This is a genomic window from Saccharopolyspora elongata (assembly GCF_004348985.1).
Taxonomy (GTDB): domain Bacteria; phylum Actinomycetota; class Actinomycetes; order Mycobacteriales; family Pseudonocardiaceae; genus Saccharopolyspora; species Saccharopolyspora elongata.
The window spans coordinates 1-19,647 of record NZ_SMKW01000118.1 but is presented as its reverse complement, the minus strand read 5'-3'; the positions used below and the strand labels follow the sequence as shown (position 1 = coordinate 19,647).

Genomic DNA, 19,647 nt, shown 5'->3' with positions numbered 1-19,647 from the left:
CCGCACCCGCGGTCAGCACCTGACCCATGATCGTGTACTCGACCTGATCCGGCCGCACCCCGGCCCGCTCCAACGCAGCCCGGATCGCGAACCCACCCAACTGCGCACCCGAGAAATCCTTCAGCGAGCCCAGCAACCGCCCCATCGGAGTACGCGCCCCCGCCACGATCACAGAACCGCTGCCGCTCCGTGCACTGTTCACCGCTCTACTCCCCAATTCCGTCCAACGCGGCCAAGAACTGCTATGCCTGCTCGGAAAATCATGCCGTCGCGACCGGCTGCCTGATCGCGGCCCCGGTCTTCTCCCGGACCTCGTCCTCGGTGACGCCCGGGGCCAGCGAGACCAGGCTGAGGCCCTCCGCGGTCACGTCGAGCACCGCCAGGTCCGTGACGATCCGGTCGACCACGCCCGCACCGGTCAGCGGCAGCGTGCACTGCTCGACGATCTTCGGGCTGCCGTCCTTGGCCACGTGGTCGGTGAGCACGACGATCCGGCGGGCGCCGACGACCAGGTCCATGGCGCCGCCCATGCCCTTCACCAGGGCGCCGGGGATGGTCCAGTTCGCCAGGTCGCCGCCCTCGCTCACCTGGAGCGCGCCCAGGACGGCGATGTCGATGTGCCCGCCGCGCATCATCCCGAAGGAGACCGCGGAGTCGAAGTAGCTCGCCCCGGGATTGATCGTGACGGTCTGCTTCCCGGCGTTGATGAGGTCGGCGTCCTCCTCGCCCTCGTAGGGGAACGGCCCCAGGCCCAGGAGGCCGTTCTCGCTCTGCAGGGTCACCTGCACGCCGTCCGGGATGTGGTTGGCGACCAGGGTCGGGATGCCGATCCCGAGGTTGACGTAGTCGCCGTCGCGGAGTTCGGCGGCGGCCAGCGCCGCCATCTCGTCGCGGGTCCAGGTCATGGGTTGCTCCTAGGTCGTTTTATAAGCGGCGGTAGCCGCTTGCGGTGTGGGACTCAACTCGCACCGCCGCGGGTTCTCAGATGGCTCCTCGCGAGGACAGCCCCGACGTGGTGAATTGGCATTCATGATGTCGGGGATCCCACAGCGAGGGGGCATCTGAGGTTCCGCCACCCGCACCGCTATGCAAACCAAATTCAACACAATCTCTAGTCGGCCGGGGCGGTTGCGCGGGGACGCACCGTGCGCTTCTCGATGTCCTTGATGCGGGGCCGGGCGAGGACCAGCCGGTCGACGTAGATGCCCGGGGTCACGACCCGTTCCGGGTCGAGGTACTCCTCGCTCAGATGCTCGACCTCGACCGCCGCGACCTTCGCGCAGGTCGCGACGACCGGGTTGAAGTTCCGCGCGCTCGCCCGGTAGACGAGGTTGCCCGCGGGGTCCGCGGTGTGCGCGTGCACGAGCGCCAGGTCGGCGATGATCGCCCGCTCCTGGACGTAGGTCTGGCCGTCGAACTCCGCCAACGGCTTGCCGTCGGCCACCGGGGTCCCGACGCCGGCGCGGGTGTAGAACGCGGCGATGCCCGCGCCGCCGGCCCGCATCCGCTCGGACAGCGTCCCCTGCGGCGCGAACTCCACCTCCAGCTCCTTGTCCAGGTACTGCTGGGCGAACAGCTTGTTCTCGCCGACGTAGGACGCGATCACCTTGGCGACCTGGCGGTTCTCGAGCAGCAGCCCGAGCCCCTTGCCGTCGACGCCCATGTTGTTGGAGACCAACGTCAAACCGGTGACCCCGCTGTCGCGAACGACCTCGATGAGGTCGCTCGGGATGCCGCACAGGCCGAAGCCCCCGACGGCGATCGTCATCCCGTCTTCGAGCACGTCGGACAGTGCCTCCGCCGCACTCGGGCGCAGCTTTGACAACTCATCACCTCTTCATCGGTCCGCTGGACGAACAGCAGCAGTAAAGAAGCAACCTGCTGTTCACCGCAAGAAACAAGGCTGAACGACGGCCGATCCGTTCATCGGATGACCATTGTCCGGCCTAGGCGTTCACTGAGTGGACGCTAGGATGCGGGCATGAGCGCCAGCGCGAACGCCCATCTGATCGGCCGGGTCGGCTCCGTGCTCCGGGCGCTGTCGGCCGTCAACGAGGCGGGGGCGGCCACCAGCCACCTCGCCCGGGCCACGGACCTCCCCCGGCCGACCGTGCACCGCCTGCTCAGCTCCCTGGCGGAGGAGGGGTTCGTCGACCGCGACCGGCGCACCGGCCGGTGGTTCCTCGGCCCCGAGCTGTACCTGCTGGGGCAGACGGCGGGCACCCGCTACGACGTCACGCACCACGCCCGCGCGAGCGTGCACCGGCTGGCGGCGAAGACCGGCGAGAGCGCGTTCTTCTCGGCCCTGCGGGGCGAGGAGACGGTGTGCCTGCTCCGCGAGGACGGCGACTTCCCGATCCGGTCCTTCGTGCTCTACGAGGGTGCCCGGTTCCCGCTCGGCGTCGTCTCCGCCGGCCTGGTCATCCTGTCCTTCTTCGGCGACGCGGAGATCGACGCCTACCTGGAGCGGACCGACCTGACCGGCCGGTGGGGCGAGAAGCACTCCCCCGAGGCGGTGCGCGCCCGCATCGCCCGTACGCGCCGCGACGGCTACGCCGTCAACCCCGGCCTGGTGGTCGAGGGGAGCTGGGGCATGGCGGCGGCGGTGTTCGACCGCGCCGGGCAATCGGCGTGGGCCCTGACGCTGACCGGCATCGAGACCCGCTTCCGCCCGGAGCGGCAACCCGAACTCGGCGCCCTCCTCCTCCACGAAGCCCACGCCCTCACCCGCACCCTGGACACCACCGACCACACCGCAGGCCTCTGATCAGAGCCTGCGTCCGCAGATATGTCCACATGAGACGATCATCGATGAAGAACCGGGAGCCGCAGGAAAACCCGGCGACGAGGGCCGACTGCGCCAGACGTCGTCGGCGCATGCGGCGAAGCTCCATGGGACCACTTACCGACGGGAGTCGGGTGCGGCGGCCCGGAGCCTGGTGAGTTCGTCCGCGGTGTTGTCGCGGACCAGGTGGATGAAGCGCAGCACGACGTCGAGCTCCTCGTCGGTGAAGTCGGCGAGCTCGTCGCGGGTGCAGGCGGCCAGGCCGGCGTAATAGGCGCGGATGCGGTCGAGCCCCTCGGCGGTGGGCTCGATGAGCACCTTCCGCCGGTCTCCGGGATCGCGGACCCGCTCGATGCAGCCGGCCGCGTCGAGCCGGTCGATCATGCGCGACACCGAACCCGACGTCAGCCCCACATGTTTGGCCAGCGCGGCAGCGGTTGCCGGTCCGTGCCGGTTGAGCGCGTGCAGGCAATCCAGATCGCTGAGCGCGACCCCCATCCGCCTGGCGACCTCGGCGTTGAGCTGGGAGGTGACGTTTCCCCAGTCAGGCAGCGCCGCCAGCACCTTGCCGACCGCCGTTTCGTCATCCGCACCGGCCACCTGCGTTCCGTCCTCTCGCCCTGCTTGCGGTCCGGACGCTAGCACCAGTAGCCTGCGCCACACAATCACTGCGTCACACAGTTATTTCGTGACGCAGTGATTCTTTCGATGCCGGCTCAAGACGTACGGGAAGCGGGGAGTTCAGATGCGCGTGCTGCTATCGACGATCGGGTCGCGAGGCGAAGTCCAGCCGGTGACGGCACTGGCGTTGCAGTTGAAGGCGACCGGTCAGGAAGTCCGCGTGTGCGCACCCCCTGACTTCCACGACTGGATCGAGGGCCTGGGGGATCGCGCGATCATCTCCCGCGGGTGGGCCGACCTGGCACTGGCAGACGACGGGGCCGACTGCATCTCAATCGGAGAGACCAACCATCGCGCGCTGTTCGGCCGGGTCGCCGCCATCGTGCACCACGGCGGAGCGGGCACCACCACGACGGCGGCACGAGCCGGGGCCTCCCAGGTCGTGCTTCCCCAGCAGTACGACCAGCACTACTGGGCCGGGCGCGTCGACCAGCTGGGCATCGGGGTCGCGCACCCTCAGCGGATGCCCACCGCCGACTCGCTGACCGCCGCGCTCAGCCGTGCCTTGGAACCCGACTTCGCCGACCGTGCCCGCTCCCTCGCCACCGCGATCCGCAGCGACGGCACGCGCACCGCCGCACGACACCTGATGGACACGGTCCGGGGGTCGTGAGGGCTATCGCGTGAACGGGGTTTCCGGCGTTGTTGGTCGGTCGGGGGAGCCGCGCGGCGAGATTTCTGCTGATCTGCGATCTATGCCGCGTTGGCGGTGGGTCGCCCGTGGTGAACGGTCTCGTGGCGGCGGCCGACCAGGCGGACCGCGAAGGCCGCGGCAAGGACGAACACCGCGGCCTCGTACGTCATCGCGTGCCACATCGCATCGCCGCTGCTCGTGGCGGGCGCCGAGTAGGCCACGCCTGCGAGCGCGACGCCCAGCGTGCCGCCGAGCTGCTGCGCCGTCGGCAGCAGGCCCGAGACCGAGACGGCGGCTTCGGCTCGGACCCTGGCGATGATCTGGGTGAACGCCGAGGCGGTGAACATCCCGAAGGCGACTCCGCCCAGGCCGAGGACGAGCCACAGCACCCATCGGGTTGCCGGGTCGTCAATGGTCGCCGCGACGGCGATGGACACGATCCCCATCGCGACCGCCGAAGCGGCCAGGGTCCAGGCCCCGAAGCGCTTCCCAAGGACGTTCGCGACACCGCTGCCGCCGAGCGCCCCGACGGCGTACGGGGTGATGGTCAGCGCCGTTTGCATCGGGCTCCAGCCCTGCGCGCCCTGCAGGTGCATCGACAGCAGCAGGGTGAAGGAGGGCACGCCGGCGTTGAAGACGAGCACGACCCCCAGTCCCCACCTCGTCGACGGGTCGGCCAGTGCGGCGGGGTGGACGAGCGGATCCGCCGCTCTTCGCTGGGATACCGCGAATCCTGCCAGCACCGCCACCGCCGCAGCAAGGCTTGCCCACGTCCACATCGGCCAGCCCGCGTCTCGTCCCACCGTCAGGGGCAGCACCAGCAGTGCCGTTCCCACCAGGCTCAGGCCCGCTCCGATCGAATCGATGCGCCCGCCGGTCCGTCCTGTTCGGACGGACGGCAGCGAGGGCGAGAGCAGGAGGGCGACGAGCCCGACCGGAACGGTCAGGAGCATCGCGGCCCGCCAGCCCAGTCCCAGCGGATCGAGCTGGATCAGGACTCCGCCCAGCAGCGGGCCCGCCAGCGACGCCGCCGCCATGGTCGCGCCGTAGGCGCTCAGCGCGGCGGGCCGGCGGCTCGTGGGCAGTGCCGACTGGATGATCGACAGGATCTGCGGGGCCATGATCCCGCTGCCGACGCCCTGCACCAGGCGGCCCGCGACCAGCAGCCAGGCTTCGGGCGCCGCGGCCGACCCGATCGCCGCAATGGTGAACACGGCCATCCCGGTGACGAACATCCGCCGGTACCCGTACCGGTCGCCCAGCCGCGCCGAGAGGATCAGCGAGCAGGCGTAGGTGAGGGTGTAGCCGGCCAGGACGAGCTGGCCCTCGCCCGGGCCGGCACCGAGATCCCGTTGCACGTCGAGCACGGCCACCTGCATGACGGTCACGCTGACGAGCTGGACGAAGACCCCGGACAGGACGACCGGCAGGACGAATCGCCTTGCCTGCGCACCGGAATGCGGGTTCGTCATCGGGTGACCGGCTGCAAGGCGACGGTGGCGAGCAGCGTCGCCAGCTCCACGGGCCGCGTCATGAACGGCGAGTGGCCACCCGCTAGCGAGTGCACCGCCATCGGCTGGTCCGGCACCACCTGGTCGGCTTCCGCGATCATCAGGTCCTGGGTGGCCGGCGGCAGCGCGAGGTCGTCGGTCAGCCGGATGAAGGTGCGCGCGATGCGCCCCCAGCGCCCGGGCGAGAGCGGCACCGCCGTGGTGAAGTTGGCGACCGGCAGGTCCGGGTGCAGGAACTGCCGCCAGGAATCCGGTGCCGTTGCGGGGAGATCGTCGAGGAAGGCCCGGCGGATGACGCCGATCGCGGCCGGATCGGCGGCGAGCGGGTTGATCCGGAAGGCGCCCAGCTCGGCCGGATCGCCGACCGGCGGGATCTTGACGGCGGCCGCGTTCTCCGCGGCGCCGATGTAGTCGGCGAACCGGGGGCGACCGGCGGGGACGAACGACGACAGGTACACGACGTGGTCGACGAGTTCGGGAACCTGCTCCGCGGCCGCCGAGGCGGGGCCGCCGCCCGCGCTGTGGGCGACCAGGACGACGTTGCGGTACCGCGTGCGGACGTCGACGAGGGCGTCGAGCACGACATCGGTGCTGTCCTGCATCGTGACATCGCTCAGGGCCGACTTCTCGCTGGTGAGCCCGGGCTGGCCGGGCGCGAGGAATCCGGTCGGGACGGGCGCATCGAGCCCGCTGCCGGGGAGGTCGACTGCGACGCTGGCGAGACCGTGGCGCGCGAGGGCGCGCTGCGTCGCGGCCCAGTGCAGCGCGGCGTGCCAGGCGCCGTGCACGAGGACGACGACGGTCTCGGAGGAGGACGGGCGGGTCATGGTGAGGTCCTTCTGGAGCGGTGATCATCGACCCGTCCAGGTCACACCGCCCCCTCCGGTCTCATCCATTGCGATATCTCACAAGGCCCTCCGCGATACATGGGACGTATCGTGGGACGCATGGAAGCCCGCCACCTCCGCTACGCGCTCGCGCTCGCCGAGCACCAGCACTTCGGTCGCGCGGCGGCGTCGTTGGGGATCGCCCAGCCTCCCCTGTCGACCCAGATCGCCGCCCTGGAACGGGAAGTCGGCGAGCGGCTGTTCGACCGCACCTCTCGTGGCGTACTCCCGACCGCGGCCGGAGAAGCGTTCCTCGCCCGGGCCCGCACCGCGCTCGCCGAGATGAGGCTCGCCGGCATCGACGCAGGCCGCGCGGCGCGCGGGGAGACCGGGCGGCTGCGGATCGGGTTCACCGGATCCGCGCTGCTCGACCCCCTGCCGGGGGTGCTCGGCAGGTTCCGCCGCACCCACCCGGCCGTCCGGCTGGCGCTTCAGGAACTGGACAGCCCGACCGCGGCGGCGGCGCTCCTCGCCGGCGAGCTGGACGTCGCGGTGGGCCGGGGCAGCCCGCGCGGCGCCGGGGCGGAGGACCTGGTCACCGTGCCGATCGGGGCCGATCACCTGGTGGCCGTCGTGTCCGTGGCGCACCCGTACGCCGGGTTGCCGTCGATCGACCTGGAGCAACTGACCCAGGAGCACCTCATCGCCAGCCCGGACGCGGTGAGCTCGTACCTGCGGCCGGCGTTCGGGCCGGACCCGGCCGCCCTCGACAGCGCCACGATGGCGCGGGACGTCCACACGATCGCCGGCCTGGCCGCCTGCTGCGCCGGGGTCGGGCTCGGCCCCGACCGCATGCGGCTGATCGCCCGCAACGACATCTGGTTCTGCGATGTCATGCCGCGATTCCGGCTGCCGGACCTGCAGATGTCCTTCCGGGTGACCGACCGGTCGCCGGTGCTCGCGTCGTTCCTGTCGGTCGTGCGCCGCAACTGCGCGCACGTCGGTTCGCGCCTCGACGACCTGCTCGCCCGGCACCCGTCGGCCGTCGCGGCCGAGGGTTGATGTCCGCTGCTGGACCGTCCGCAAAACGCTGGTGCAACAAGGGAGAAAGATGCTTCGGGACAACGTCGAGTCGGTGCGCCTGGACGACGTGGAGCTGGCCTACCGGGTCGTCGGCGACGGACCTGAGCTCGTCGTGCTGCTCCACGGATGGCCGCAGACCGGCGCCTGCTGGCGCCACGTCGTGGAGCCGCTCAGCCACGGCCGCACCGTCGTCGCCCCGGACCTGCGCGGGTACGGCGCTTCGGGGCTGGCCGTTTCGGGCTACGACAAGCGTTCCACCGCGGCCGACCTGAGCGGCCTGATCCGCCACCTCGGGCACGAATCGGCGGTGGTGATCGGCCACGACCGCGGCGCCCGCGTCACACACCGGTGGGCGCTCGACCGGCCCGCGGAGGTGGCTGCGCTGGTGCTGCTGGACATCCTGCCGACCAGGGTCGTCATGCGCTCGTTCGACATCGACTCGGCGAGCGCGATGTGGCACTGGTTCTTCCACCGGCAGCCCGAGCTGGCGGAGAAGCTGATCACGGGGAACGTCGAGGCGTACCTCGGCCACTTCTTCGCCCGCGTCCTCGATTCCGGTGCCGTCGACCGGGAAACGTTCGAGCACTACGTCGCCGCGTTCAGCGACCCGGGGCACCTGCGGGCGTCCTTTGAGGACTACCGGACGGGCTTCACGACGGACCTCGAACTCGACGAGGCGGATCACGACCGCGGGCTGCGGTTGCAAGCGCCGCTACTCCTCCTGTGGGGCGCCGAAGGCGGCCTCGCCCGCCGTGACGTCGTGGGAGTCTGGGAGGAGCACCACGCCGATCCGGCGGCCGTGAGCGGACATTCCGTTCCCGGCGGCCACTACGTCCCGGAAGAAGCGCCCAGCGAGCTCGTGCACGCCGTCGAGTCGTTCCTCGGTCGCTCACGTGGAGCTCGTCGATAGAACCACGCCGGCATCCCGTCGCCACCTATTCGAAACCTGCGGCTCCCGATCTCTACGTCCTAAGAGGACGATCTGCGGGGAGAATCGGGAAGCCGCAGGGCAAATCGGGTGGGTCAACGGTTCTGGACGGTCGCGAACGGCTGCGGGGTCATCGGATCGCCGGCGCTTCCGGTGCCGACCAGGCGGCCGTCCGGGAGTTCGGCACCGTTGTCGAGGGAACCTTCCTGCGGCCCGTCGACCTGTTGCCACGAGGTGCCGTCGTAGCGCAGCAGCGCACCGGCGCCGAGGCTCCACAGTGCACCGTCGGCGTGCACGAGCTTCCCGGTGCCGCCGGGCGGTACGGGGGCCTGCTCGCGGATCCACTGGTTGCCGTCCCAGTGCATCAGGATCGGCTGGCCGTGCCCGGGGGTGTCGTAGGGCTTCTGCGTCGCCGAGATCCAGACGTCGTCCGGCGCGAAGGCCGCGACGTCGTGCACGGTGAGGAAATCCGAGTCCGTGGTCTCAAGCGGTGGCACCTGCACGTGGCTCCACTGCGCGCCGTCCCAGTGCATCGCAACGATCTGCTGCGGCCGCGCAACGGTCGTGCCGGCCATCCAGAGGTCGTCCGGCGCGGCGCCGCCGACGCTGGAGAAGTTCTGCTCATCGGTGGCGGGCGGCAGCGGAGACCCCTGCCAGCCGCCGTCGGCCCAGCGCATCGCGAAGCTCCGCGAGAGCGGGGATTCGCCGTCGCGGTAGGCCTTGCCCACGGCCCAGACATCGGGGCCGACGGCCGTGACGTCGTGGGGCGAGATCCGGGGAGCGTCCGGAACCTCCAGCGGCACCTCGGTCCACGCCTGCCCGTCCCAGTGCAACGTCGCGCCCCGGCCGACCTTGGTGAACTGGCTGACCGCCCAGGCGTTGTCCGGGCCGGTGACCGCGGAGCCCACGATCTGGCCGACGTTCGGCACCGGAACCTCCACCCAGCGACCGGTCTCCTCGCGGCGGAACGCCTGCGCGGTGATGGACGTCGGCGAGCCGGGCGGGCTGTAGCTGCCGAACGCCCAGGTCGCGCCGCCACCGCTGGAAACGGTGCTCACGTAGGACGCCATCTCGGGCCTGGCCGGGAACTCCTCACGCGTCCAGGTCCCCTGCGCCAACGCCGTGCCCGCCGTGCCCACGACCACGATCAGCGCCGTGGCCACGGTCGTTCCGGTTCTCCTCGACATCGCTGCCTCTCAGCCGGTGCTCTCCTACGTCAAGGAGACGCGCGGCGGATAACTCGGGTTGCCTCCGGGCACATTCGGAGTGCTCAGCCCGCTGAACAACGCCGTTGGCCGCGCTGGCTCAACATCGCAGGTCTTCTCAGTCGCCTGGTCCAGGTGACCACCCTGCCCCGACATTCGGTTTTGGCCGATATCGCAGCGGGACAAGGCAGACGAGCGATCATCCAACCGCAAGCGCGCCACCACCCGGCGCTGAGCGTTCGCAACCCGACGGCGGAAGCGGCTTCATGCGGTGCGGTGGGGAGATGCCGTTCGTTCGTGGCTGTTGCTCGGATGCGGGGCCGCGGCGTCATCGGAGGTCGCGGCCTGGAGTTCTAGCAGGGCGGCGGCGGGATCGCGGAACAGGGCGGGGTTGCGTTCCCAGTGCGCCAGTTCGACCTGGGTCAGGTTGCGCACCACGATCACCTCGTCCACCTTGACCAGCAGCACCGAGCCGATCTGCACGACGGCTCGCGGGGTGTCTTTCAGCGACTGGATCAGGCCCGCCACGGCCGCTCCCTGGGCGGCGTCGACCTCGGCCTGCTGCCGGTCCAGCACGCGCAGTTCCAACGCCCTGCTGAGCTTGAGGAACTGCTCCTCCTTGGTCGGCAGCGTGCCCGAGTTCTTCAACCGGATCAGGAACTCGCCGAACCACGACCCGGACTCGGGCGTGAAAGCGTGGCCGAATTCCAGGCCGAAGGCTTCGAGCGCCCGTTCCACCGCGGCCTGCACGTCCCGGTGGCCTTGCTCTTCGCTCAGATAGATCCGGCCGGGAACCCAGTGCCAGCCGACGGATTCGACGTCGGGTTCCGGCCGGGCGAGAGAGGCCGTGCGGTCGGCGCACCGGGCCCGGGCCGAGGCCACGTCCGGTTCGATCTGGAAGACCCTGGTCAAGCCCGTTACCCGGAAGATCTTGAGGATCCGCTCGGCGCTGCACACCAGGACCAGGGCGCCGTCGTGGGCTCGCACCCGCTTCAGGCCGCCGACCAGCACGCCGAGCCCCGTGCTGTCCAGGAACTCCACCCCGGTCAGATCCACGATCAGCCGGTACTCGCCGTCGTTGACGGCATCGGTCAGCCGGTTCCGCAGGATCGGCGCGGTGTAGACGTCGAGCTCACCGGTCACCTCGATCAAGGTGATTCCACCGGGCAGCGCGGTGTTGGTCAGACCCAGCTCCATCGGCACCTCCTGAGCGACTGCCCCGAGTATGCCAACACGAGCGGGCCGACGGTGCGTTCGCGACGAACACCGCCGGCCCGCGCCGATTCCTCAGCCCCGACCGGCCTCTGTCCTGCCAGGAGGGACAGTTCGAGAAGGGCAGGCGATCTTCCAGGCCGCCTCGATCATCCGGAAGATCTCGTCCACCGCAGCCTCGGGATCGGCCGCCTCGCGGGCCAGCGAATAGGCGTCGATCACGAACCTCGCGATCGTCCGGCAGGCCGTTGTGGTCAGCGGCAGGTCGGGATCGGCGGCGATGGCCGTTGCCAGCGACTCCGCATGGCGCAGCCGCATCGACTCCTCGTACTCCCGCAAGGCAGGTGATTCGTCGACCATGCGCCAGATCGGGGCGGCGCTGTCCGCCGTGCAATGCCGCACCAGGGCCTGGATCTCGCGGCGCAGCGCAGGGATGAGCGGCTCGTGCGGCGCCCGGCCGGTGACCGCCTGCGTGAGTCGTTGCTCGAAATTTTCGTCCTGCTCGAACACCAGGGCCTCTTTTGAGGCGAAGTGGGAGAAGAGCGTGGTGACGGCTACGTCGGCCTCAGCGGCCACGTCACGGATGCCCACCGCGTCGTACCCGCGTTCCAGGAAGAGCCGCAGGGCGGTGTCAGCGATCTTCTGGCGGGTCGCGGCCTTCTTGCGCTCACGGCGTCCGGTCGGCACGGTCATGCGCTGACACTATCAGGTACAAAGGCGTAACCGTTTTTAAAGGCTAACCGTTAGTGCTACGGTCGACCACATGAAGAGAGTGAGTTTCGCCGAGTTCGGCGGCCCGGACGTCCTGCAACTCGTAGACGCCGAGGAGCCCCACGCGGGCCCCGGTCAGGTGCGCATCGCCGTGCGGGCGGCGGGCGTGAACCCCGTCGACTGGAGGATCCGTGAAGGCCAGTTCCGGGAGTCCCATCCGATCGAGTTGCCCGCCGGAGTCGGGCTCGACGCCTCCGGCGTGGTGGACGAGGTCGGCGAGGGTGTCGAAGGGGTCGAGGTCGGCGACCGCGTGTTCGGCGAAGGCTCGAGCACCTATGCCGAGTTCGCCGTGCTGTCGGCCTGGGCCCGCATGCCCGAGGGCCTGACGTTCGAAGAGGCAGCCGGGTACCCCTCCGTGGTGGAGACCGCGCTGCGCATCATCCGCGAGGTCGGCGTGCGGTCCGGGCAGACGCTGCTGGTCAGCGGTGCGTCCGGCGGGGTCGGATCGGCGGTGCTCCAGATCGCCCGCGACCGCGGCATCACGGTGATCGGCACGGCTGGGGCCGCGAACCAGGACTATCTGCGCAGCCTGGGTGCCGTCGCCACGACGTACGGCGAGGGCTGGGTCGAGCGGGTGCGACAGCTCGGCCATGTCGACGCGGCTCTCGATCTGGCCGGCTCGGGCGTGATCCGCGAGCTCGTCGAGCTGACCGGGGATCCGCAGAAGGTGATCTCCATCGCCGATCTCGGTGCGCCGGAGCTCGGTGTCCGATTTTCCGGTGTGGCCGGGAGCGTGCCGGAAGCGCTCACCGAGGCCGCCGGGCTCATCTCGCGGGGAAAGCTCCACATCCCGGTCGAGAAGTCGTACACGCTCGCCGAAGCCGCGGCGGCGCACATCGACAGCCATGCCGGTCACACGCGCGGGCGCCGGGTCGTGGTCGTCTGAGCCGTTGCACGGCCCGGCAAGCCAATTCCTCGGTCGACCTCGTCTCCGGAGCGGGCGATCGCCGACGCGGCCCGACCCTCGCGAACCGGGCCACCACGCAGCCCGGCAAGGTCCGCCGCCTGCGGAAACCTGGCGGACGGATATCGCGGAAATCTACCGATGAGCGCCTCGGCTCGGCGTTCCGCCGATGAGCAGGCAGACCGGGCTCGGCGTGGAAAACGGTTCTCCCGCCGGGGAAATCTCTCCGCTGGCCGGATCCACCCAGAACGCCGTCACCGAGTTCGAGTTATGGTTGCTCGCGTACATCCACCGTCCGTCCGGCGTGACGGCGATGGTTGGAGACGTAGACGAACCGTCCGTCGGCCGAGATCAGGATCTCGGCCGGGAAGTTCTCCCGGACGCCGTCGGGAACCGTGGAGACCGCCTGGCCAGGTGTCACCGCCGCCCGGTCGGCGTCGTAGGCGCAGACGGTCACGGTGGAGTCGAGTTCGTCGGCGACGTAGAGGAACGGCGCCGTGGGGTGGAAGACCAGGTGCCTGGGCCCCGCACCGGGGCGCAACTGCGCCTCGCCGAGGGTATCGAGCTTTCCGGTCGTCGCGTCGAGGGCGTGCACGTGGATCCGGTCCGTGCCGAGGTCGGGCACCAGCACGTAGCGGCCTTCGGGGGTGATGGCCACCATGTGCGCGTGCGGGCCTTCCTGGCGGCCGGGCACCGGGCCACTTCCCTCGTACTGCACGAGATCGGCCCGCGGGCCGAGCGCACCGTCGGCCAGGATCGGGAACACTGCGGTGCTCCCGCTGCCGTAGTTGGCGACGATCAGGTGCTGCCCGCCGGGATGCACCGCGAGGTGGGTGGGCATCGAGGCGCCCGCCGACTGGCTGCCCAGCACGGCGAGGCCGCCGCCGGACTCGACCGACAGCGCGGTCACCCGGCCGTCGTTGGTGTCGTTGACCGCATACACCCTGCTGCCGTCCGCGTTGAAGATCAGGAACGCCGGGCTGTCCACGCCGGGAACCGCCCCCGTGCCCGTCAACCGCCCGTCGTCGAGGTTCAGGCCGGCGAGTTCGATGGCGGTGCTGAAGTTGCCGCTGTAGGCCGCAAGCGTTCGCGCGGCCATGGTGTCCGCCAGGACTTCTCGCGCCGGCAGCAGGGAACTCGCGCCCGCCGCGACGATTCCGAGCCCGGCCAGGCGAAGAAACGCGGCTCGGCCGATCTGCTGGCTGTTCTCCATCGCGCTCACTGTCTCCGTTCCGCCCCGGCTGCAACCACGATCACCGCCTGCGCTACGCCGGGCAAGACGACGCTCGGCCGGAACACGTGCGGCGGTTCGGCGCACCGTTCACCCCACCGCGCGAAACGGCTGTGCCTTTCTCCGCACCGCGGCAGCACCCGGCGTTGCGAGCGGTTGGATAAGGTCCGGAAATCCACCGCTCTCGGAGGTCTGGAGCCGGAATGTCCCTGCTGTCGAAGCCGTTCGTCGTCGACATCGCGACCCTGGTGCTCAACCGGCTCATGACGCCGCGGCTGAAGCCGGAACTGCGCTTCGACGAGATTCCGGCGCACAAGCGCACCATCGAAGTGCCGACGCGCCACGGAAACGTCCCGTGCATCGCGTACTTCCCCGTCGCGGCCGGGAAACCGGCGGTCCACGTCAACGTCCACGGCGGCGGGTTCGTCATCGCGCACCCCGAGCAGGACGACCCGTGGTGCCGCTACCTGGCGGCCGAGGCCGGGGTCGTCGTGCTCAACGTGGACTACTCCGTCGCGCCCCGGCACCCCTTCCCCATTCCCGTGGAGCAGGTCTTCGACGTCGTCACCTGGGCGTCGCGGCAGGACCGCGACTGGGACGGGCGGCGGCTGTGCGTCGGCGGCCAGAGCGCGGGAGGTTCCCTCGCCGCGGCCGCGGCCCGCCTCGCCCTCGAAGGCGGCGGGCCCGCGATCGCGCTCCAGGTGCTGCACTACGCGCCGCTGGACCTGGTCACCCACGCCGCGCACAAGCGGAGCCCCACGGGCAAGCCGGTGATCCGCCCCTGGATGTCGGACGTGTTCGACCCGGCGTACGCACCCGACCCCGAGGTCCGGCGCGACCGCCTCATCTCGCCCGCCTGGGGCACCAACGCGGCGGGCATCGCCGGGATCGCCCCCGCCGTGGTCATCACCTGCGAGTACGACCGGCTCCGCGACGAGGGGATCAGGTACGCCGAGGCGCTCGACACCGTGGGCGCGCTGGTGGAACACCACGACGTCGCCGGCACGGACCACGGCTACAACATCATGAGCTTCGGCACGCGCGCGCTCACCGAGCGCATGTACGGCCTCATCGCCGGCCACGTGCGCCGCGCCACCGACTGACCCGCGCGGCCGCATCGACGAGCACGCAGCCCACCGGCACCGGGCCCAACTAATGCGTTTACGCGCATATTTGCATGAATCAGTGAAGTGAGGCTAACCTCAGCCGCGCAAGATCGCCACCATCCGCGATCGTCTTATCACTGGAGGGAATCGTGGCTCCGACGACGGAGACCGATGCCGGGCCATCAGCCGCCCGGTCACGCGCCTTGCTCGCACTGGTCGTGATCGCCACGGCCCTCGTGGTCATCGACATGACCATCGTGACCATCGGGCTGGCCGACATCCAGGCCGATCTCGGCGGCACCCTGGCCGACATCCAGTGGGTCGTCGTGGCCTACATGATCACGATGGGCGCGGTCACCCAGGTGACCGGGACGCTGTCGGACCGGTTGGGCCGCCGCGGCGTCTACCTCACCGGCATCGCGCTGTTCACCCTCGCCTCGCTGGCCTGCGGATCGGCCCCGAACGCGCTGGTACTCGACTTCGCCCGGGCGGTGCAGGGCATCGGCGGCGCGATCCTGATGTCCAACGCCCTCCCGCTGCTCTCGCACGCCTACGACGGCCAGCGGCGCAACATGGCCATCGCGACCTGGACCACGATGTCCACCGCGGCCGGCCTGATCGCGCCGCTGCTGGGCGGCACCCTCGTCGACGTCCTGGACTGGCGTGCGATCTTCCTGATCAACCTGCCGTTCGGGATCGCCGCCTTCGCCATCGGGCTGCGCACCCTGCCCCGCGACGCCGGTGGCGGCGGCAAGATCGGCTCGCTGGACTGGGGCGGCACCGCGCTGCTGATCGCCGGGCTGGCGTTGCTCAACTTCGCGCTGCTGCGCGGCGAACAACAGGGCTGGACCGCTTCGTCGACGCTGATCCAGATCGCCGTGGCCGTGGTGCTGCTGGCGGCGTTCCTGGTCGTGCAGCGCAGGGTCCGCAACCCGACGCTGGACCTGCGGCTGTTCACCAAGCCCGCGTTCACCGGCGCGGCCTTCACCATCTTCATGTCCCGGGTGCTGACCATCGGCGGCACGGTGTACTTCGTGCAGTACTTCCAGAACTCGCTGCACCTGTCCCCCACCGCCAGCGGCGTCCTGCTCGCGCCGGTGTTCACCGCGCAGATGGCGGCCGGCATGCTCGGCGGCAAGATGCAGGCCTGGCTGCCGTCCGGCCACGTGATCGCCATCGGCTACGCCTGCAAGGCCGTCGGCGCCGCCTGGATGGCGCTGACCTTCGGCCCCACCACGCAGGCCTGGTCGCTGGTGTTCCCGCTGCTGCTGTGGGGCACCGGCGGCGGCATCGCGGGCGCCCCGATCTTCGCCGTCGCGATGAACGTGACCGACAGCCAGCGGTCCGGGATGGTCGCGGGCACGATGACCAGCCTGGCTTCGATCGGCGCCGGGATCGGCACCGCCGGCCTCGGCGTGCTCTACAAGGCCAAGCTCGCCGGTGTCGTCGCGACCGCGGACCTGCCCGCAGGCCAGCACGACGCCATCTCCGCGGCAGCGGCCGAAGGCGACGCGCAGCGCGCGCTGGAACTCGCACCGCCGGAAGCCCGCGAAGGCCTTCAACGGGTCTTCGAGGAGGCCTTCGCCGCGAGCGCATCGGCCGTGCTGTTCGCTTCGGCGGCCCTCGCCGTCATCACCATGGGTGTCGCGCTCGTGCTGATCAACAAGCGGAATCTGCCGAAGCCGCAACAGGAAGCGGAGCCGAAGGCCCAGCAAGGCTGACGCAGCAGCGGATTCAGCCCGCGGTTTCGAGCACCTCCCGCAGGTACGGCGCGGTGCGGCCGGCGCCGGCGCGGGCCACTTCCGCCGGAGCGCCGACGGCCACCACCGAACCGCCTTCGTCGCCGCCCCCGGGGCCGAGGTCGATCACGTGGTCCGCGCCCGCGGCGACGGTCATGTCGTGCTCGATCACCACGACCGTGTTGCCCGCGTCGACCAGCACGTGCAACAGGCGCATCAGCACCTCGACGTCGGCCGGGTGCAGGCCCGTGGTGGGCTCGTCGAGGACGAACAGGGTGTGGCCGCGGCGCGTTCGCTGCAGCTCGGTCGCCAGCTTGATCCGCTGCGCCTCGCCGCCGGAGAGCTCGGTGGCGGGCTGGCCGAGCGTCAGGTACGACAGCCCGACGTCGTGGAGGGTCTCCAGGCTGCGCGCGACCGCCGGCACGTCGGCGAAGAAGCCGCGGGCGTCGTCGACGGTCAGGGCGAGCACGTCGGCGATCGACTTGTCCCGGTAGCGGATCTCGAGGGTCTCCGGGTTGTAGCGGGCGCCGTGGCAGGCGGGGCACGGCGAGTAGCTGCTGGGCAGGAACAGCAGCTCGACTGCCACCGCCCCTTCGCCCTGGCAGGTTTCGCAGCGCCCACCGTCCACGTTGAACGAGAACCGGCCGGCCGAGTACTTCCGCCGGCGGGCTTCGTCGGTGGCGGCGAACAGCTTCCGCACCCCGTCGAACAGTCCGGTGTAGGTCGCGAGGTTCGACCGCGGTGTGCGTCCGATCGGGCGCTGGTCGACCTCGACCAGCCTGTTGATCGCGTCCAGGCCGGTGATGCTGCGAACGTGCCGGGACGTGTCGGCCGCCGGCTCCTCGTCGTCGCCCACGTGGCTGCGGGACGCGCCGAGGTGGTCCCGGACGGCGGCGGCCAGGATGCCGGTGACCAGCGTCGTCTTGCCCGACCCGGACACGCCGGTGACGGCGGTGAAGACGCCGAGCGGGAAGTCGACGTCGGTCTCGACCAGGTTGTGCCTGCTCACCCCGCGCAGCTCGATCTTCCCGGCCGGGGTGCGGCGCTTGCCGACCGGAGCCGGCGGATCGAAGAGGTGGGCGCGCGTCACCGAGTCCGCGGACGTCCGCAGCCCGTCCAGCGGGCCGCTGTAGAGCACGCGCCCACCGTGCTCACCGGCCCCGGGACCGACGTCGACGAGCCAGTCGGAGTGGCGGATGATCTCCGGTTCGTGCTCGACGACGAGCAGCGAATTACCGGCCGCCCGGATCCGGTCGAGCACGCGGAGCAGCGCCTGGGTGTCGTCGGGGTGCAGCCCGGCCGACGGCTCGTCGAGCACGTAGACGACGCCGAAGAGCGTGGAGCGCAGCGTCGCCGCCAGCCGCAGCCGCTGCAGCTCACCGGCCGAGAGCGTCGGGGTGGCGCGGTCCATGGCGAGGTAGCCCAGGCCGAGTTCGGCCAGCGCCTCGATGCGGGCCAGCAGATCCTCGACCACGACCCGCGCGACGCTGTCGTCCTGCTCGGCGCGAAGCTTCTCCGCGAGCACGGTCAGCGGGAGCGCGGCGAGGTCGGCGATGTTGGCGCCGGCGAACGTTGAATCAGAGATGGGTCGTCCGTGGGTGCGTTTTCGCAGGCCAGAGGCTGATCAGCTCAGCTCTGACAGCTGATCTTGTGTGGCTGGCGCGGTCAATTCCACATACCTCGTAGGCTCTAGCTGGAGGGCGTCTCAGACTGGCCCCACGTCTAAGCGAATTCCGCGTCGGGATCGCCACCGACCGTCGCTGGAGACGCTGGGCGGGTCACGCCGCTGATCTTCGACGAGCCGTGAGCGTCCGCGCACTTGGATCAGGTGCAGACGGTCGCCTTCGTCGTCTGAACGTTGCCAGTGGCATCGGTCCACGTCCCCGCGCAATCAACGGCATCATGCGAGACCACGGCCATCAGCAGGGGAACCGGGCTTCTTGACCGGGCGGGATCATGCCCAGCGGGCCGCCCTCCCGGACCACGCGGAAGACGCATCGTCCGGCAGATCCTCGAAGGCGAAGTCGACGTCGGAGGCTGGACCGCGGGACGTGTTGTGCAGCACCAGCGACCACTTCCGATTGGTCTTGATACGTCCCTTGCGCCGTCAACCAGTCCGGGGTGGCTAGGGGCATCGACACGACCACGGAGACGAGTCAGAGACTACGCGTCGTGCCCAAGAACATCTCCATACGCCTCGACGACGCGATGTGTGAGGCGCTCGCCGAACTCACCTCCGACGGAATGACGATCTCCGAAATCGTGCGCACGGCGATCATCGAAGCCGCAGTCCGCCGCGCCGGACAGCGACTCAATGAAAAGACGAGCAGTGAGGCAGAGACCTATGAAGAGTGGGTTGCCAGACAAGCGGCCCAAGCTCCCCCGCTCACCGAGCCACAGGCGTACGTGCTTAAGGCGGCGTTCCTCGAAGGGCGCTTGGTGAGTTGGCCCGGCGAGGCGCGTTCTGAGACCCGATCCCTGGCGAAGCGCCGGAGATCGGGTCTCGTCTCACCAAGGAGATGCTCGCGAGGCATAGAATGAGTTCAGTGAGTGAGGCCAGTGCCAGGGCGGCGGTTGACCACAGCAGCCGCACGATGCCCGCGCCCTTGACGATCAGGCCGCCCGCGAAAGCGCCCAAGGCGATGGAGGCGGTGAACACGCCGGCATAGAGGCCGGTGACGCGCTCGACCTAGTCCGGGGCGGCGGCGGTCATCCACAACTGCACGCCCACGGGGAGTCCGCCGTAGGCCACACTCCACAGAGCGATGGCAAGAGGAAGAACAGGTTCACGCTCGGGTCGAGCCGCACATCCGATTCAGCGTTCAGACTAGGGTGGCTAGGATAGCCATCACCCCGGCGCAGGGCACCAAAGTTCTGTCAACGGCAGCCGGATCTTGGCTCTGGCACGGTTTCCGGTGCGCCACGAGGTGCTGATGTGTCGGATGGAGGTGGGAGACCTTCATCGCTGGGTCGTCGTAGCGGCCTGGTGAAGCGGGAGGCAGCCTGATCCGGGGGTCGCCGGGGAGGGTG

General features: G+C 70.2%; 18 protein-coding genes and 1 pseudogene. 8 read left to right on the top strand and 11 right to left on the bottom strand.

Features of this window, described 5'->3' with window-relative positions:
• The 3 genes from E1288_RS42785 to E1288_RS42775 all read right to left on the bottom strand — a co-directional run.
• The coding region (locus E1288_RS42785) for a thiolase family protein (RefSeq protein WP_456320520.1) at positions 1-145 on the bottom strand (145 nt) is incomplete at its 3' end.
• 115 nt (positions 146-260) lie between these two features.
• Positions 261-905, bottom strand: coding sequence for a CoA transferase subunit B (locus tag E1288_RS42780; RefSeq protein ID WP_132494563.1), 645 nt, complete (start codon positions 903-905; stop codon positions 261-263).
• A 206-nt stretch (positions 906-1,111) separates the two neighbouring features.
• A complete protein-coding gene (locus E1288_RS42775) occupies positions 1,112-1,825 on the bottom strand; it encodes a CoA transferase subunit A (protein ID WP_132494561.1) in 714 nt (237 codons plus the stop codon).
• Positions 1,826-1,981: 156 nt separating this feature from the next.
• Here E1288_RS42775 and E1288_RS42770 point away from each other — a divergent pair, with 156 nt between their 5' ends.
• Positions 1,982-2,767: an IclR family transcriptional regulator gene (locus tag E1288_RS42770; protein ID WP_132494560.1), complete on the top strand. Its 786-nt coding sequence runs from the start codon at positions 1,982-1,984 to the stop codon at positions 2,765-2,767.
• A 135-nt stretch (positions 2,768-2,902) separates the two neighbouring features.
• On the opposite strand, the gene E1288_RS42765 is transcribed toward E1288_RS42770, so the two are convergent.
• Positions 2,903-3,385 carry a MarR family winged helix-turn-helix transcriptional regulator gene (locus E1288_RS42765; protein ID WP_132494558.1) on the bottom strand — a complete coding sequence of 161 codons (483 nt, stop codon included), beginning with the start codon at positions 3,383-3,385 and terminating at the stop codon, positions 2,903-2,905.
• Positions 3,386-3,530: 145 nt separating this feature from the next.
• Here E1288_RS42765 and E1288_RS42760 point away from each other — a divergent pair, with 145 nt between their 5' ends.
• Positions 3,531-4,079 carry a glycosyltransferase gene (locus E1288_RS42760; RefSeq protein WP_132494556.1) on the top strand — a complete coding sequence of 183 codons (549 nt, stop codon included), beginning with the start codon at positions 3,531-3,533 and terminating at the stop codon, positions 4,077-4,079.
• 80 nt (positions 4,080-4,159) lie between these two features.
• Here the strand turns inward: E1288_RS42760 and E1288_RS42755 are convergent, their stop codons facing one another.
• Together E1288_RS42755 and E1288_RS42750 are read right to left on the bottom strand one after the other, a co-directional pair.
• Positions 4,160-5,572 carry an MFS transporter gene (locus E1288_RS42755; RefSeq protein WP_132494554.1) on the bottom strand — a complete coding sequence of 471 codons (1,413 nt, stop codon included), beginning with the start codon at positions 5,570-5,572 and terminating at the stop codon, positions 4,160-4,162.
• Positions 5,569-6,438 carry an alpha/beta fold hydrolase gene (locus E1288_RS42750; protein WP_132494552.1) on the bottom strand — a complete coding sequence of 290 codons (870 nt, stop codon included), beginning with the start codon at positions 6,436-6,438 and terminating at the stop codon, positions 5,569-5,571. The genes E1288_RS42755 and E1288_RS42750 overlap by 4 nt, the downstream gene beginning before the upstream one ends.
• A 120-nt stretch (positions 6,439-6,558) precedes the next feature.
• Between E1288_RS42750 and E1288_RS42745 the strand changes: the two genes are divergently transcribed.
• On the top strand, positions 6,559-7,500 hold the full coding sequence (locus E1288_RS42745) for a LysR family transcriptional regulator (protein WP_132494550.1): 942 nt from the start codon (positions 6,559-6,561) through the stop codon (positions 7,498-7,500).
• Between the two features lie 49 nt (positions 7,501-7,549).
• Complete coding sequence (locus E1288_RS42740) at positions 7,550-8,431, top strand: alpha/beta fold hydrolase (protein ID WP_132494548.1); 882 nt, start codon at positions 7,550-7,552, stop codon at positions 8,429-8,431.
• A 113-nt stretch (positions 8,432-8,544) separates the two neighbouring features.
• Here E1288_RS42740 and E1288_RS42735 read toward each other — a convergent pair whose 3' ends face one another.
• The 3 genes from E1288_RS42735 to E1288_RS42725 form a co-directional block, all read right to left on the bottom strand.
• Positions 8,545-9,612 (bottom strand): hypothetical protein, encoded by a 1,068-nt coding sequence (locus E1288_RS42735; protein WP_235884209.1) that lies wholly within the window; start codon positions 9,610-9,612, stop codon positions 8,545-8,547.
• Between the two features lie 306 nt (positions 9,613-9,918).
• Entirely contained in the window at positions 9,919-10,851 is a 933-nt protein-coding gene (locus E1288_RS50750; protein WP_132494545.1) for an STAS domain-containing protein, read from the bottom strand.
• A gap of 90 nt (positions 10,852-10,941) precedes the next feature.
• The gene (locus E1288_RS42725; protein ID WP_132494543.1) at positions 10,942-11,559 is read right to left on the bottom strand and encodes a TetR/AcrR family transcriptional regulator; all 618 of its coding nucleotides are present in this window, start codon (positions 11,557-11,559) and stop codon (positions 10,942-10,944) included.
• 70 nt (positions 11,560-11,629) lie between these two features.
• On the opposite strand from E1288_RS42725, the gene E1288_RS42720 reads away from it, so the two are divergent.
• Positions 11,630-12,523: an NADP-dependent oxidoreductase gene (locus E1288_RS42720; protein ID WP_132494541.1), complete on the top strand. Its 894-nt coding sequence runs from the start codon at positions 11,630-11,632 to the stop codon at positions 12,521-12,523.
• Positions 12,524-12,676: 153 nt separating this feature from the next.
• Here the strand turns inward: E1288_RS42720 and E1288_RS42710 are convergent.
• A pseudogene (locus E1288_RS42710) lies at positions 12,677-13,640 on the bottom strand (lactonase family protein).
• Between the two features lie 335 nt (positions 13,641-13,975).
• On the opposite strand from E1288_RS42710, the gene E1288_RS42705 reads away from it, so the two are divergent.
• Positions 13,976-14,875 carry an alpha/beta hydrolase fold domain-containing protein gene (locus tag E1288_RS42705; RefSeq protein ID WP_132494535.1) on the top strand — a complete coding sequence of 300 codons (900 nt, stop codon included), beginning with the start codon at positions 13,976-13,978 and terminating at the stop codon, positions 14,873-14,875.
• A gap of 152 nt (positions 14,876-15,027) precedes the next feature.
• Positions 15,028-16,599 (top strand): MFS transporter, encoded by a 1,572-nt coding sequence (locus E1288_RS42700; protein WP_235884208.1) that lies wholly within the window; start codon positions 15,028-15,030, stop codon positions 16,597-16,599.
• A gap of 13 nt (positions 16,600-16,612) precedes the next feature.
• On the opposite strand, the gene E1288_RS42695 is transcribed toward E1288_RS42700, so the two are convergent.
• On the bottom strand, positions 16,613-18,142 hold the full coding sequence (locus E1288_RS42695) for an excinuclease ABC subunit UvrA (protein WP_207954878.1): 1,530 nt from the start codon (positions 18,140-18,142) through the stop codon (positions 16,613-16,615).
• 647 nt (positions 18,143-18,789) lie between these two features.
• Between E1288_RS42695 and E1288_RS42690 the strand changes: the two genes are divergently transcribed.
• Positions 18,790-19,158, top strand: coding sequence for a hypothetical protein (locus E1288_RS42690; RefSeq protein WP_132494531.1), 369 nt, complete (start codon positions 18,790-18,792; stop codon positions 19,156-19,158).
• Positions 19,159-19,647 lie beyond the last annotated feature (489 nt).

Excerpts from the sequence above, each read along its gene's own strand:
- E1288_RS42745 (WP_132494550.1), top strand. The coding sequence starts at position 6,559 with ATGGAAGCCCGCCACCTCCGCTACGCGCTCGCGCTCGCCGAGCACCAG.
- E1288_RS42780 (WP_132494563.1), bottom strand. The coding sequence starts at position 905 with ATGACCTGGACCCGCGACGAGATGGCGGCGCTGGCCGCCGCCGAACTC.
- E1288_RS42705 (WP_132494535.1), top strand. The coding sequence starts at position 13,976 with ATGTCCCTGCTGTCGAAGCCGTTCGTCGTCGACATCGCGACCCTGGTG.
- E1288_RS42755 (WP_132494554.1), bottom strand. The coding sequence starts at position 5,572 with ATGACGAACCCGCATTCCGGTGCGCAGGCAAGGCGATTCGTCCTGCCG.
- E1288_RS42770 (WP_132494560.1), top strand. The coding sequence starts at position 1,982 with ATGAGCGCCAGCGCGAACGCCCATCTGATCGGCCGGGTCGGCTCCGTG.
- E1288_RS42720 (WP_132494541.1), top strand. The coding sequence starts at position 11,630 with ATGAAGAGAGTGAGTTTCGCCGAGTTCGGCGGCCCGGACGTCCTGCAA.
- E1288_RS42760 (WP_132494556.1), top strand. The coding sequence starts at position 3,531 with ATGCGCGTGCTGCTATCGACGATCGGGTCGCGAGGCGAAGTCCAGCCG.
- E1288_RS42750 (WP_132494552.1), bottom strand. The coding sequence starts at position 6,438 with ATGACCCGCCCGTCCTCCTCCGAGACCGTCGTCGTCCTCGTGCACGGC.
- E1288_RS42740 (WP_132494548.1), top strand. The coding sequence starts at position 7,550 with ATGCTTCGGGACAACGTCGAGTCGGTGCGCCTGGACGACGTGGAGCTG.
- E1288_RS50750 (WP_132494545.1), bottom strand. The coding sequence starts at position 10,851 with ATGGAGCTGGGTCTGACCAACACCGCGCTGCCCGGTGGAATCACCTTG.
- E1288_RS42725 (WP_132494543.1), bottom strand. The coding sequence starts at position 11,559 with ATGACCGTGCCGACCGGACGCCGTGAGCGCAAGAAGGCCGCGACCCGC.